Annotated in this window: 12 protein-coding genes and 1 tRNA gene; 6 read left to right on the top strand and 7 right to left on the bottom strand. The window is 66.4% G+C overall.

What is annotated here, in order from left to right; translation table 11 throughout:
• The first annotated feature begins 307 nt into the window (after nucleotides 1–307).
• Complete coding sequence (locus AB4Y35_RS13760) at nucleotides 308–1465, top strand: glycerate kinase (protein WP_368704785.1); 1158 nt, start codon at nucleotides 308–310, stop codon at nucleotides 1463–1465.
• Between the two features lie 247 nt (nucleotides 1466–1712).
• A complete protein-coding gene (locus AB4Y35_RS13765) occupies nucleotides 1713–2159 on the top strand; it encodes a MarR family winged helix-turn-helix transcriptional regulator (protein WP_254314023.1) in 447 nt (148 codons plus the stop codon).
• Nucleotides 2160–2302: 143 nt separating this feature from the next.
• Here the strand turns inward: AB4Y35_RS13765 and AB4Y35_RS13770 are convergent.
• A tRNA-Leu gene (locus AB4Y35_RS13770) sits at nucleotides 2303–2389 on the bottom strand.
• A 435-nt stretch (nucleotides 2390–2824) separates the two neighbouring features.
• Here AB4Y35_RS13770 and AB4Y35_RS13775 point away from each other — a divergent pair.
• Nucleotides 2825–3667, top strand: a complete 843-nt coding sequence (locus AB4Y35_RS13775) for a squalene/phytoene synthase family protein (protein ID WP_368705401.1) — start codon at nucleotides 2825–2827, stop codon at nucleotides 3665–3667.
• A gap of 15 nt (nucleotides 3668–3682) precedes the next feature.
• Here AB4Y35_RS13775 and AB4Y35_RS13780 read toward each other — a convergent pair whose 3' ends face one another.
• The 3 genes from AB4Y35_RS13780 to AB4Y35_RS13790 all read right to left on the bottom strand — a co-directional run bounded on the left by AB4Y35_RS13780 (nucleotide 3683) and on the right by AB4Y35_RS13790 (nucleotide 7055).
• Nucleotides 3683–4915, bottom strand: coding sequence for a DUF1501 domain-containing protein (locus AB4Y35_RS13780; RefSeq protein WP_368704786.1), 1233 nt, complete (start codon nucleotides 4913–4915; stop codon nucleotides 3683–3685).
• A 68-nt stretch (nucleotides 4916–4983) separates the two neighbouring features.
• Entirely contained in the window at nucleotides 4984–6480 is a 1497-nt protein-coding gene (locus AB4Y35_RS13785; protein WP_368705402.1) for a DUF1800 family protein, read from the bottom strand.
• 260 nt (nucleotides 6481–6740) lie between these two features.
• Nucleotides 6741–7055: a hypothetical protein gene (locus AB4Y35_RS13790; RefSeq protein WP_324151198.1), complete on the bottom strand. Its 315-nt coding sequence runs from the start codon at nucleotides 7053–7055 to the stop codon at nucleotides 6741–6743.
• Between the two features lie 260 nt (nucleotides 7056–7315).
• Between AB4Y35_RS13790 and ompR the strand changes: the two genes are divergently transcribed.
• The 3 genes from ompR to AB4Y35_RS13805 all read left to right on the top strand — a co-directional run bounded on the left by ompR (nucleotide 7316) and on the right by AB4Y35_RS13805 (nucleotide 10166).
• A complete protein-coding gene (gene ompR, locus AB4Y35_RS13795) occupies nucleotides 7316–8041 on the top strand; it encodes a two-component system response regulator OmpR (RefSeq protein ID WP_035514479.1) in 726 nt (241 codons plus the stop codon).
• A 53-nt stretch (nucleotides 8042–8094) separates the two neighbouring features.
• A complete protein-coding gene (locus AB4Y35_RS13800) occupies nucleotides 8095–9444 on the top strand; it encodes an ATP-binding protein (RefSeq protein ID WP_342923901.1) in 1350 nt (449 codons plus the stop codon).
• Nucleotides 9445–9617: 173 nt separating this feature from the next.
• Nucleotides 9618–10166 (top strand): peroxiredoxin, encoded by a 549-nt coding sequence (locus tag AB4Y35_RS13805; RefSeq protein WP_069268103.1) that lies wholly within the window; start codon nucleotides 9618–9620, stop codon nucleotides 10164–10166.
• Nucleotides 10167–10184: 18 nt separating this feature from the next.
• Here AB4Y35_RS13805 and AB4Y35_RS13810 read toward each other — a convergent pair whose 3' ends face one another.
• The 3 genes from AB4Y35_RS13810 to ispD all read right to left on the bottom strand — a co-directional run bounded on the left by AB4Y35_RS13810 (nucleotide 10185) and on the right by ispD (nucleotide 12736).
• On the bottom strand, nucleotides 10185–11309 hold the full coding sequence (locus AB4Y35_RS13810; RefSeq protein ID WP_368704787.1) for an acyltransferase family protein: 1125 nt from the start codon (nucleotides 11307–11309) through the stop codon (nucleotides 10185–10187).
• Between the two features lie 193 nt (nucleotides 11310–11502).
• Nucleotides 11503–11982 carry a 2-C-methyl-D-erythritol 2,4-cyclodiphosphate synthase gene (gene ispF, locus AB4Y35_RS13815; RefSeq protein WP_028206967.1) on the bottom strand — a complete coding sequence of 160 codons (480 nt, stop codon included), beginning with the start codon at nucleotides 11980–11982 and terminating at the stop codon, nucleotides 11503–11505.
• 34 nt (nucleotides 11983–12016) lie between these two features.
• Nucleotides 12017–12736 (bottom strand): 2-C-methyl-D-erythritol 4-phosphate cytidylyltransferase, encoded by a 720-nt coding sequence (ispD, locus tag AB4Y35_RS13820; protein WP_266233163.1) that lies wholly within the window; start codon nucleotides 12734–12736, stop codon nucleotides 12017–12019.
• Nucleotides 12737–12859 lie beyond the last annotated feature (123 nt).

Raw genomic sequence — 12859 nt, forward strand, 5'->3', positions numbered from 1 at the left:
AGGCGCCTCGTGCGCCGCTCAACAGCGCCGAAACGGGCGGCTTGCGGTGCGGTTCCGTCAAAAGAGCCAAGTATTTTAGCAAACTATTTCCCGGTCCCACTGGAATTGCCGTTTGAGTGTGCTATGTGGCTGTTGTTGACCCGGTTTTGGCCTGCTTTTGAGCCGCTGCGAGCCTGAAATGCGCTCCGATCCGCGCTATCGCAACGCCGTTATCCAGCCCGCGCAGCGAGGCTGTTAAGCTTACGCTCGCGCCGGACGCCCCGCCGGCCGCAGCCGCTCCCAACACAATTCTTCCAGCAGAGACACCATGCCGAATTCGTCGACTGACGCTCCCGTTATCGTCATTGCTCCTGATTCTTTCAAAGGCTCGCTCAGCGCGGACGGGGTCGCCGCCGCGATCGCCGAGGGCATCCGCCGCGTGCGCGCCGACGCCGACATCCGCATCCGCCCCATGGCCGACGGCGGCGAAGGCACGCTCGACGCGATGCTGTCGATGGGCGGCGAGCGCCGCGTGCTGACCGTGGAAGGCGCAGCGGGGCCGAAGCGCGACGCTGCCGTGGGCCTGCTGCACGACTGCAGCGCGATCGTCGAGACCGCCGAGATCGTCGGCATCACGGACCCCGTGGGCATGGGCGTGCCGGTCGACGCGCGCAGCACGCGCGGCATGGGCGAAGCGATCCGCGCGCTGCTCGACGAAGGCGTGCGGCGCTTTTACGTGGCGCTCGGCGGCAGCAGCACCAACGATGCCGGCGCGGGCCTGCTCGCGGGCCTCGGCCTGCAACTCTTCGACGCCGCCGGCAAACCCATCGAGCCCACGCCGCAAGCGCTCGCGCAAGTGGCGCGCGTGGACGTTGCCGGACTCGACGCGCGGCTTGGCGAGGCATCGTTCGTCGGCATGTCGGACGTGGACAATCCGCTCACGGGCGAGCATGGCGCAACCGCCGTGTTCGGCCCGCAAAAAGGCGTGACGCCCGAGCAGGTGGCGCCGCTCGACGCGGCGCTCGGCCGTTTCGCCGACCTGCTCGAAGCGGCGCTGGGCCGTCGCGTGCGCGACGAAGCCGGTTCCGGCGCGGCCGGCGGCCTGGGTTTCGCGCTGCGCATGCTCGGCGCGAGCTTCGAGCCCGGCGCCGAAGTCGTTGCGCGCACCATCGGTCTGGACGAAGCGCTCGATCGCGCGGACTGGCTCATCACCGGCGAAGGCCGCTCCGACGTCCAGACGCTGCACGGCAAGGCGCCGTTCATCGCCTGCCGCCACGCCGCGGCGCTGGGGGTGCCGGCCACGCTGCTCTCGGGCGCCGTGGACGCCGCCGCCCTGCCGCGGCTCGCGGCGCACTTCAGCGGCTGCTTCTCGCCCGCGCCGGGCCCCATCACGCTCGAAACCGCGATCCGCGACGCCGCACGCCTGCTCGCCAACGAAGCCGAGCAGCTCGCCCGCCTCAAATACGCTGCGCGTACATCCAACTAAGATCCGGGCAGACGAGGCCAGGGCCCGCCGCCCCGGCCTCGTTGCCGGAATCCGCGCGGCAGGATCGCGGCCAGACGCATGACCTCTGCGCATCACGCATTCCGCAGTAAGCGATTAATAGATTCGTGCACCGCATCGGATGCGCTGGACAAGGGTTAGGATGCGTTGACCCGCGCGCAAGATGGGGCAACAATCATGGAATCGCGACACGATCGCGCCCTTCCCAAGCGACCAGACCAGGACTCCCATGAAGGCAAGCAAAGCCGGACTCGAACAATTCCTCACCTATCGGCTGCATGTCCTGAACAAACTCTCCGAACGTGGCGCGAGCGAACGCTACCAGGCGAAGCTCGGCATCACACTTCCGGAGGCTCGGCTCATTGCAGCTGTGGGGGCGTTCGGCCCGTTTTCCGTGATGGAGCTTGCGCGTCACGCTAATCTCGACAAGAGCCAGGCAAGCCGTGCAGCCGAGGCGCTGATGCGCCGCGGCCTCATGCAGCGCGACACGAGCGAGGAGGACGGACGCCTCGTGCTCGTTTCGCTCACAACCGACGGACGCGCGCTGTATCGCAAGGTCATGCCCATCGCGCGCAAGTGGAATGTCGACCTCTTCGCGAGCCTCGACGACAAGGAACGCGACGCACTCGCACGTGCGCTCGACAAGGTGATCGAAGCCATGCAGAGCGAACTGTAAGGCAGTCCGAACGAGCAGAGGCAATAAGCCAAACAGATGACGGCCAGCGTCAAGCCGCCATCGCGAGTACTTCGCGTAGACCGCGCCCAAGCCGCGCACAAACAAAAAGGCCACGTACCCGAAGGTACATGGCCTTTTTACTTTGGTGCGTGAGGCCGGACTCGAACCGGCACACCCTTGCGGGCGTCAGGACCTAAACCTGGTGCGTCTACCAATTTCGCCACTCACGCGAATTCTTTGCGCTTGTCTTCTTGCGCTCGGCAGGACCGCTGCGAACCACGCGTGCGATACAACCCTGTGCGACATGCCGACTGATCGAGTCCTCGTGAGACGCCGGGCGCGGTGTTGGCCACCTCGCCCGCAATCCAGCCTGCTTTCTGACTGCGCCCGCCGGCAGCGATGCTTCATTATGGGCCGGCTGCGCGCGTCCAGCTAAGCGTCAGAAAGCGCAAGCGCGAGATTCTAACCGATTGACTGGCGCTTGTCTGCATTCCGAAAACAGTGCGCGACGGGGCACGTCAGCGCATCGACGCGTGCATCGATCCATGCACCGGCGCGCCCTGCCGGGCCGGCCGAAAGCCGCGCCGATGCTAGAATCGCGGCTCTACCGTCGCGGTGCGCTCTGGCCGCCGCGCGAGCCGCTTCGCCCCACATCTCCGAACGCCGTGAACTTCGACGACTACTGCCTGCAAAAGGCGGCGCCCCCTGGTTCGAGCACTTACTATGCGCTGCGTCAGGCCCGCGCTGCGCGCCAGCCGCTCCTGACCGCCCTCTTCGCGCTGCGCCGCGAACTCGAGGAAACCGCGAAAGAAACGAGCGATCCCACCGTCGGCCGCACCAAGCTCGCCTGGTGGCAAAAGGAACTGGCCGCGCTCGCCGCGGGCAAACCCGCGCATCCGGTCACCCAGGCGCTCGCCGCGCATCTCGGCGATGCAAGCGCCGTCTATCCCGAACTGCAAGCGCTGCTCGCCGGCTTCGAGATGGACTTCGAGCAGGCGCGCTATCTCGATCTGCCTAACCTGCGCCGCTACATGCAGGGCGTGGGCGGCACGTTCGCCGCGCTCGTCGCGCAACTCAGTGCACGCACCGACGAGGACCGCGAGAACGCCGCACACTGGGCCACGCCGCTCGGCAACGCGCTGATGCTCGCGCAGTTCGTGCCGGAAATCGGCAACGACGCGCGCCATGGCCGCATCTACGTGCCCATCGACGAACTGCAGCGCTACAACGTCACCGCCGCCGATCTCATCAACCGGCGCTACAGCGCGGAGTTTACGGAGCTCATGCAGTTCCAGACCTCGCGCGCACGCGAATCGGTCCAGGCCGCGCTCGACGCGATTCCCGCTTCGGCGCGGCGCGACCAGCGCACCCTGCGTGCGCTCGCGGCGCTCGAACTCGCGCTGCTCGACGAAGTCGAGCGCGAAGGCTACCAGGTGCTGCACCAGCAGATCGTGCTCACGCCGGTGCGCAAGCTGTGGATCGCCTGGCGCGCCGCGCGGCGCGGTTGAGGGCTCGCGGCCGCGCTACGCGCGCAGCAACGGCAGCAGCTCGAAGCGCTGCTGCAGCACGGCCTGCGCGTCGAGGCCCCACCAGGGGCCTAACACGGTCGCATAGATCTGCCTGAAATCGACGCCCGCCGGCAGGTTGCCGTTGCCGTCGAGCCGTGTGAGTTGCGGCGCCTGACCAAAGAGCCCGCCCGCCACGCGCCCGCCCGCGACGAAGTGCGCCGAAGCCGTGCCGTGATCGGTGCCGCGGCTTTGATTCTCGCGCACGCGCCGCCCGAATTCCGCATACGTCACGATGAGCGTGCGGTCCCAACGCCCGAGTTCGACGAGCGCCGAGCGCATCGCCGCCATGCCCGTCGCGAACTGGCGCAGCAGGTCGGTATGACGCTGCGGCTGGTTCTGGTGCGTATCGAAGCCGTTCAGCGTCAGACGAATCACCGCGACGCCGCGCCCCGCCATCGGCGCGCCTTGCGGCGTGTCGCTCGAGGCGAGTGCCTGCATGGCCGTTTTGATCGAGGCGCCGAACGCGCCGGCCGGAAACGCCGTCTTCAGCGCGTAATTGCCCGGACGCGGCCGCAGCGCATCGGCGGCGTGCACGATGTCGTTCTCCACGTCGAGGATATGCGCGAGCGCGGGATTGCGTTCCTTGAGCGAGACCGGCGTGACGAGGCGCGACGCGCGCGCGAACTGCGCCGGATTCACGAGCGCGATGGCACGCGCGCCGTTCGAGAGCGGCCCCATCTCGGCGCTGCCGAGCACGAGCGCATCGGCGGCGAAGCCGGGCGGCACCGGCTCGCGTGCGAACGCGCGCGTGAGCCAGCCCTCGCGCAGATATTCGTTGGAGCGCGAAGCCGTATCCCAGATCTCGATCGATCGAAAGTGCGAAAGATTGGGCTGCGGGTAGCTCACGCCCTGGACGATCGCCAGCTCGTGCGCGCGCCACATCGGCATGAGCGGCGCAAGCGACGGATGCAGCGCCGTGCGCTCGTCCAGCTGGATCGCCTGGGCGCGCGGCACGGCGATCGATTGCCGGTAGCTGTAGTAGAGCGGATCGGCAAACGGCACGACGGTGTTGAGGCCATCGTTGCCGCCCTTCAACTCGACGAGAATCAGCAGGTTCTCGTAGCCGCTCGCCGTGCCCGGATGCATGGCCGCCGTGCCTTGCGCGCGCGCAGCGCGAGGCAGCCATAGCGTCGTACCCGCCACCGCGGCTGCCGTCGCACCGGCTGCAAGAAAGTCGCGTCGCTTCATGGCTTGCCTCGCTCGTCAGTGCGGCGGCGCACATTGCCGCCAGGGATTCGGCTATTCGTATTCATGCTTCACTTCAACTGATACACCGGATCCATCAGCAGTGCCTGGAGATATGAACCCGCACGGCTACCGGCTGCAATCGCATCGACAGGCGCCAGCGGCAGGACTGCATGCTGCATTTGCAGCTGCGCGGACAGGCCGGGCGTGGCATCGGCAGTGAGACCGTAGCGCGAGAGCCAGCCATCCAGATCGAAGCGCATGCCGCCTTGCAACGCGTCACGCCGCATCGCGTTCGGCGCGTTCTGCATGCTTGCCGCGATCTTCGTCGCTGCGGCCGCAGCATGCGGCCGCCCTGCTTCCGTCGCACGAAACAGCTGCTCGACGAACTGCTTGCGCGCGAGCAGCGTCGAGCTGTTGATCCACGACGCTCCGCCGGGCCACCCCTTCACGTTCGGCGGATAGAACAGGTTCTCGCCCAACGCGGCCGCGCGGCGCGCGAACGGCAGCGTATCGCCATAGGCCACATCGAAGCGCCGCATCGTGCCGACGATGAACTCCACCGGCGAACTCACGAGCACGCCCCGATTGCGTTCATCCCAGAACGCGGGAGTGACGAAGAGCGCGCGAAGCGCAGCGCCGATCTCGTATCCATTTGCGTGAAAACGAGCGGCGACGCTTGCGAGCTGCGCATCGTCGGGCGTCGCGGAGATGAACTCGCGCCAAAGCCTCGCCGACACATACCGGGCAGTTTGCGGCTGCGCGAGCAGGATGTCGAGCACCTGGTCACCGTCGAACGGACCGCTGCGACCCAGCACCGTCTTTTCGCCGTCGTCATGCAAGTCGGCGCGCCAGACGAACGCCTGGGTGTCGGGATCGAGACTCCAACCCGTGTAGGCGCGCGCCGCTTCGGCAACGTCGCGCTGCGAGTACTGCCCTTCGCCCAGCGTGAACAGTTCCATCACTTCGCGCGCGAAATTCTCGTTGGGCCGGCCCTTGCGATTACTCGCGCCGTCGAGGTAAAGCAGCATCGCGGGGTCCTTCGCGAGCGCGTGCAGCATGCTCGCGAAACTGCCCAGCGCATCGCGCCGCAACAGCGCGTTTTGCGCGGCCATCAACTGCGGCTCGCCGACTTTGTCCTGCCCCGAAGTGAAGTGGTTGTGCCAGAAGAGCGTCATGCGCTCGGTCAGCGGCGAAGGCGTGACGAGCATCTCGCGCAGCCACCATGCGCGCAATTCGTCATAGCGCGCACCGCGCTGGCGCTGCGCCTGCTGGCGTTCCTCGGGGGTCCATGCGCTGCGCTGTGCCCGGCTCGGCGGCACTTCGGCGCTCCACGCGGGCAGCGGCGTGAGCGCCTCGCTGCGCGTGCCGCCGACGAGCCGCGCGACAGCCTGCTCTCGCGTGAGCCCTACATAAGGCTCGACTTCGCTCTCGCGCGGCGCGAACCCTGTGCGCACGAGGAGATGGCGGGCGTCGTCGGCGTCGAGCAGCGCATCCGCGCCGTCGTCGGGCGCCGCTGCGCCGGCGGCGGACTGCGCGTTTGGCTTCGACCGTCTGGAGTCGCTCATGATGAATGGGCGCACGACGATTCCGCCGGCGCGATCATTAAATGTACCGGCTTAACGGCTGCGACGAAACGGATGTTGACGATGCAATTGCTACGGTATTTTTCAGCGCATTTCAGCGGCGCGAGTGCACGAATGCGCGCTTCGATGCCGATAAAATCATGAAAGGCGCGAGAAAGGCGTGCGCGAGGTGCGCAGAGAAAATCGCGTAAACGTTATCGCGGCACTTTCGCAGCAGAGCCGCATTTACGCGCGCCGCAGTATCAGCGCTTGTACAGTTCGCGTACGGCGTCTTCGATATGCTGGCGCAGGAGGCGCCGCTCATCGGGCGTCATATGGCCGTCGCGGCGACGCTGATCGAGATCGGGGGGAACTGCGGGACGCTGGTTGATGTCCGATGCGGGGCGCGGGATCGTGTCGCTGCGTACGCGCCGCATCGACGGTTTGCCGCCCGGCGAACGAGCGGAGGACTGAGAGTTCTCGTAGCGGTCTGCGGAGGGCTGGGCCCGGGCCGGCACCGACTCCAGTGCAGCCGCCACGCCACCGGCTAGCGCCAGTGCAAGCATGGTGTGGCGCATTGTCGGCCTGACCCCTCCCATCGTTTTGTTCCCTTCTTGACGCGGCAAACGGCTACCTCGAATACATGTGCGAACCCGGCTCGGCGCGGGCATGGATTTTAAAGTCGAATGAAGTATCTACCGAACTGCCGCTTTACGTAAAGAAGTCTATCTGTCGGTGCTTGCGGTCGTGGCACAGCACGGGTAAATTTTGTAACTGACTGTAACCTGATAATTGGTGCAAACTCGCATCAGTATCCAATCGCGCTAAGATGCCAGGCATGGAAACCAAAAACCCGTCCAAAATTCTCGTTGTCGATGACGATCCCCGACTGCGGGACCTGCTGCGCCGCTACCTCGGCGAGCAAGGCTTCAATGTCTATGTGGCCGAAAACGCCCCCGCCATGAACAAGCTGTGGGTGCGCGAGCGTTTCGACCTGCTGGTGCTCGACCTCATGCTGCCAGGCGAAGACGGCCTGTCGATCTGCCGGCGCCTGCGCGGCAGCAACGACCGCACGCCCATCATCATGCTCACCGCCAAGGGCGAGGACGTGGACCGCATCGTCGGCCTCGAAATGGGTGCCGACGACTATCTGCCCAAACCCTTCAACCCGCGCGAACTCGTCGCCCGCATTCACGCGGTGCTGCGCCGCCAGGCGCCGTCCGAACTGCCGGGCGCGCCCTCGGAAACCACCGAAGTGTTCGAGTTCGGTGAATTCGCGTTGAACCTCGCCACGCGCACGCTCACCAAGGCCGGCCAGGAAATTCCGCTCACCACGGGCGAGTTCTCGGTGCTCAAGGTATTCGCGCGTCATCCGCGCCAGCCGCTCTCGCGCGAAAAGCTCATGGAACTGGCGCGCGGCCGTGAATACGAAGTGTTCGACCGCAGCCTCGACGTGCAGATCTCGCGCCTGCGCAAGCTCATCGAACCCGATCCGGGCAGCCCGCGTTTCATTCAAACGGTCTGGGGCCTCGGTTACGTGTTCATTCCCGACGGCGCCGCCTGATCCTGAATGGTGTCTCGTTGTCTGCACTGCCTCTGTTGAAACGGGAAGGGCCCATGCGGATTGACCGGCGTTTGCTCACGCTCGCGTTCGGCGATCTGTTCTGGCGCACCTTCCTGTTGATCGCCCTTCTCATCGCGGTGAGTCTCGCCGCGTGGTTCCAGAGCTTTCGCGTGATCGAGCGGGAGCCGCGCGCGCAGCGCGTGGCGCTCCAGCTCGTCGCGATCGTCAAGCTCACGCGCACAGCGCTCCTCTACTCCGATCCCGATCTGCGCCGCGCGCTGCTGCAGGATCTCGAGAGCAACGAGGGCGTGCGCGTGTACCCGCGCGAAACCACCGACAAATACAAGCTCCAGCCCGACGAGTCGCTCAATCGTCTGATCGAGCACGACATCCGCGGGCGTCTTGGTGACGACACCGTCATCGCGCAGTCCGTGAACGATATTCCGGGCGTGTGGATCAGCTTCAAGATCGACGAAGACGACTACTGGGTCGCGCTCGACCGCGACCAGCTCGACAACGTCACAGGCTTGCAGTGGGTCGGATGGGGTGTCTCTGCGCTTGCGCTATCACTCTTCGGGGCGGCCTTCATCACGAGTCTCGTGAACCGGCCATTCGCGCGCCTCGCCATGTCGGCGCGCATGCTGGGCTCGGGGCAGCCGCCCGCGCCCTTGCCTGAGCGCGGCATGGGCGTCGCGGCCGAAACGAATCGCTCGTTCAACCAGATGGTGCGCGACCTCGAGCAGCTGGAGGCCGACCGCGCGCTGATGCTCGCGGGCATCTCGCACGATTTGCGCACGCCGCTCGCGCGCCTGCGGCTCGAGACGGAGATGAGTCCGTCCGACCAGGCCACCAAGGACGCGATGATCGACGACATCGAGCAGATGGACATGATCATCGGCCGCTTCCTCGATTACGCACGGCCGACCCAGCGCATGCCCGAGCGCGTCGACCTCTCGATCATCGCCGGCGAGATGGCCGCGCGCATGGCGAGCGAAGACGGCGTGCGTCTCATCACGCGGCTCGCGCCTTCGGCCATGATCGAAGCCGACGACACCGACATGCGCCGCGTCGTGGGCAACCTGATCGAAAACGCGCGCAAGTACGGCGCAAGCGAAACCGACGGCATTCCGCACATCATGCTCGAAACACGGGTCTCGCATTCGCGCGTCGAGCTTTCGGTGGTCGACGAAGGCCCGGGCATTCCCGAGGATCAGCTGCCGCTCGTCACGCGGCCGTTTTACCGCGTCGATACGGCCCGCACGCAGGCCAACGGTACGGGCCTCGGCATGGCCATCGTGCAGCGCCTCGTGGGCCGCTATCGCGGCGCGCTGCGCCTGCGCAACCGGCTACCGGGCCCCGGCCTCGAGGTGACGATCGAGTTCCCGCTCGCCAAGGGCGCCTGAGCCTCCTCCCCTACTGATCGAGACCCGGCGGCGGCGCACCGTCGCACCACGCGCCGCCCGCACCTGCGACAATCGTTTTCGTGGGCACGCCGCCGCCTGTGGCCGAGTCTGGCACCGCGCGCGCGGCGGCAAAGCGGGCCGCCCGGCCCGTCTCTCGTCTGAGGACCTCCGCCATGAAAACCGTCGGCGACAAACTCGAAGCCTTTACCGTCACGGCCGCGAAGCCCGGCTTCAACCATCCCGAAGAAAACGGCGAATCGGCGTTCACCGAGATCACCGAGCAGACCTTCGCCAACAAGTGGAAGGTCATCTACTTCTACCCCAAGGATTTCACGCTCGTGTGCCCCACCGAGATCGTCGCGTTCGCACGGCTCATCAAGGAATTCGATGACCGCGAAACGGTCGTGATGGGCGGCAGCTGCGACAACGAATATGTGAAGCTCGCCTGGCGTCGCGAGGACAAGACGCTCGATCGCCTCAATCACTATTCGTTCGGCGACGTGAAAGGCGAACTCATCGATCAGCTCGGCATACGCGACAAGGAAGCGGGCGTGGCGCTGCGCGCGACGTTCATCGTCGATCCCGACAACACGATCCAGCATGTCACGGTGAACAACCTCAACGTCGGGCGCAGCGCCGAAGAAGTGCTGCGCGTGCTCGACGGGTTGCAGACCGGCGAGCTGTGTCCGGACGGCCGCGAAGTCGGCGGCGGGACGCTCTAGGCCTCGCGCCGGCGGGCATCACGTCTGGCTCGCGGCGGCGCGGGTGGGCAGGCGGTTGCGGATCGCCGTTTCGAGCGGCCGCTTCCACTCGAGCACGCGCTTTTCCAGCACCTGCCACGACAGATGCGCGAGCAGCACGGCCAGCGCGAACTGCAGCACGAGCGCGAGGACCGGCTGCGCCAGCCCGGGCACATGGAACCTCGTATAGAGCCCCGGCGCCACGCCGAGGCGCGCCGGCACGAGGTTGTGAAACAGATAGAAGCCGTAGCTGATCGTGCCGAGATACGCCAGCGGCCGCAGTTCCAGCGCCGCGACCAGCACGCTGTCCTGACGGCGCACGAGCCACAGGAACAGCGCGCCGAGCGAGAGCGCGAGCCCGATGTCGAGGCAACCCGGCAGCATCGTCGCATTCGTCACGCCTTCGGCGCAGTCCGCGCAATCGGCGCGCGCCAGCGCGAAGCCGGCGATCGCCGCACACGCGCCGACGAACCACGCCGCGCTCAACGCCCCGGCGCGCAATGGCACGCGCGCGCCGCCAATCGCCAGTGCGCCGCCGAGTGCCAGCATGGCGAAATTCCACGGCGAGAATGCGTAGATGAGCGGCGCGATCGCCCCTTCCTCATAGAGTGCGAGATGCGCGAACGCGGCCGCCGCGATGACCACCGCGCAGAGTGCGAGATGGCGCGACGCTCGCACAAATAGCATGGCAAACGGCGCGAAGAGATAGAACTGCTGCTCGACCGCCAGGCTCCAGAAGTGCGACACGGTGCCGGGCCAGCCGTCGTGCACCACGCCGATCCAGTAATTGGAGAGGAATACGAAATGCCAGGCGAGCCCGAGATCGACATCGCGCTGATAGAAGCTCGCATGCGCGATGGTGAGCGCCACGAGCAGCAGGTAATACACGGGAAAAATGCGCAGCGTGCGCTTCATGAAAAAGACGTACAGCAGCGCGGCCGTGCGCGCGCCGTGCTGCTCGATGCGGACCCGATTGCGATGCAGCTCACCGATGATCAGATAGCCGCTGATCAGAAAGAACAGCCAGACGCCGATCTTGCCCGCGTCGATCGCGTCGACGTGGGCCTTGTGCGAGAGGAACACGAGCGCCACTGCCAGCGCCCGCAGGCCATCGAGGCCTTTCACGCGTCTTTCAACTCCCGCCATCGTCCTCCCCACTTCCGGTTACCCGGTTCAGTATGGGACGAAAAAAACGGAAATTAATCGGCAAGAAAAGCAACGGCGATGATTGCAGCTGCAATCATCGCCGTCAGGTGCGGAGCAGGCACGCGCCCTGCTCGGGCCGTTTAACCCTTCAAAATGAGGGTTGAGTCACCGCTCACGCGCGCAGCAGCAGTACCGCCGCCTGCGCTTCGATCCCTTCGCTGCGGCCGAGATAGCCGAGCTTTTCATTGGTCTTCGCCTTCACGTTGACGCGCTCGACCGGCAGGTTCAGGTCTTCGGCGATCGTCTGGCGCATCGATTCGATGTGCGGCGCGAGCTTGGGCGCCTGCGCGATCACCGTGGTATCGACGTTCATGAGCGTGAAGCCCGCCTCCTGCACGCGGCGCAGACATTCGCGCAGCAGCACGCGGCTGTTCGCGCCGTAGAACTGCTTGTCGGTGTCGGGGAAATGGCGGCCGATGTCGCCGAGCGCGGCGGCGCCGAACAGCGCGTCGGTGATGGCGTGCAGCAGCACGTCGGCGTCCGAGTGGCCGAGCAGGCCGCGATCGTAGGGGATCGTCACGCCGCCGAGCACGAGCGGGCGGCCGGGCACCAGCGCGTGCACGTCGTAGCCTTGTCCGATTCTGATGTCCATGGTTGGGGTTCCGGGTAGAGGGATTGCGGCGCGCTTACTCTGCGGGCCGGCTGAGGATCGCTTCGGCGAGCGCGAAATCTTCGGGGTACGTCACCTTGAAGTTCCGCAGGCTGCCCTGCACGAGCCGCGGCGCGTGACCGAGCCATTCGATCGCGCTCGCTTCGTCGGTGAGATCGTGGCCGTCCTGCTGCGCGCGCTCGATGGCCGTGCGCAGCATGCCGATGCGGAACATCTGCGGGGTCTGGGCCTGCCAGAGGCCGTCGCGCGATTCGGTGCGCGCGATATGCGCGCCGGGCGCCGCGGGGTCCTTCGGCGCGACGCGCTTGAGCGTGTCGGCCACCGGCAGCGCCATGATGCCGCCCACGGGGTCGTCCTTGAGCGACTCGACGAGCGCGCGGATCAGCGCGGGCGTGATGCCCGGGCGCGCGGCGTCGTGCACGAGCACCCAGTCGTCGTCGGTTGCGCCGAATTCGGCGAGCGCGGCGAGGCCGTTGTAGACCGAAGCCTGGCGCGAGGCGCCGCCGCAGCGGCGCACCGCAAAGCGCAAGCCGCCGAAGCGCCGGGCGTCGAAGTGGTTATCGTCGGGAGAAATCACCACGAGCGTCTGCGAGAATTCGTTGCAGGCGTCAAAAGCGGCAAGCGTATAGTGCAGGAGGTCGCGTCCGGCAACGATTCGATATTGTTTCGGCATGGCCGAGCCCGAACGGCTGCCGGTGCCGGCGCACGGAATCAGGGCAAAGAGGCGTGAAGTCACGGTGTCGCGAGCCGCATGAGTCAAAGTGAAGGACGGATTTTATAATAGGTCCCTTACCCGCACGCCGGACGCCCGCAAAACGGCCATGGAATGCCCGCGCAACCTAAGGAAAAACCGCGCCGA

The organism is Paraburkholderia sp. EG286A (genome assembly GCF_040965375.1).
GTDB lineage: Bacteria > Pseudomonadota > Gammaproteobacteria > Burkholderiales > Burkholderiaceae > Paraburkholderia.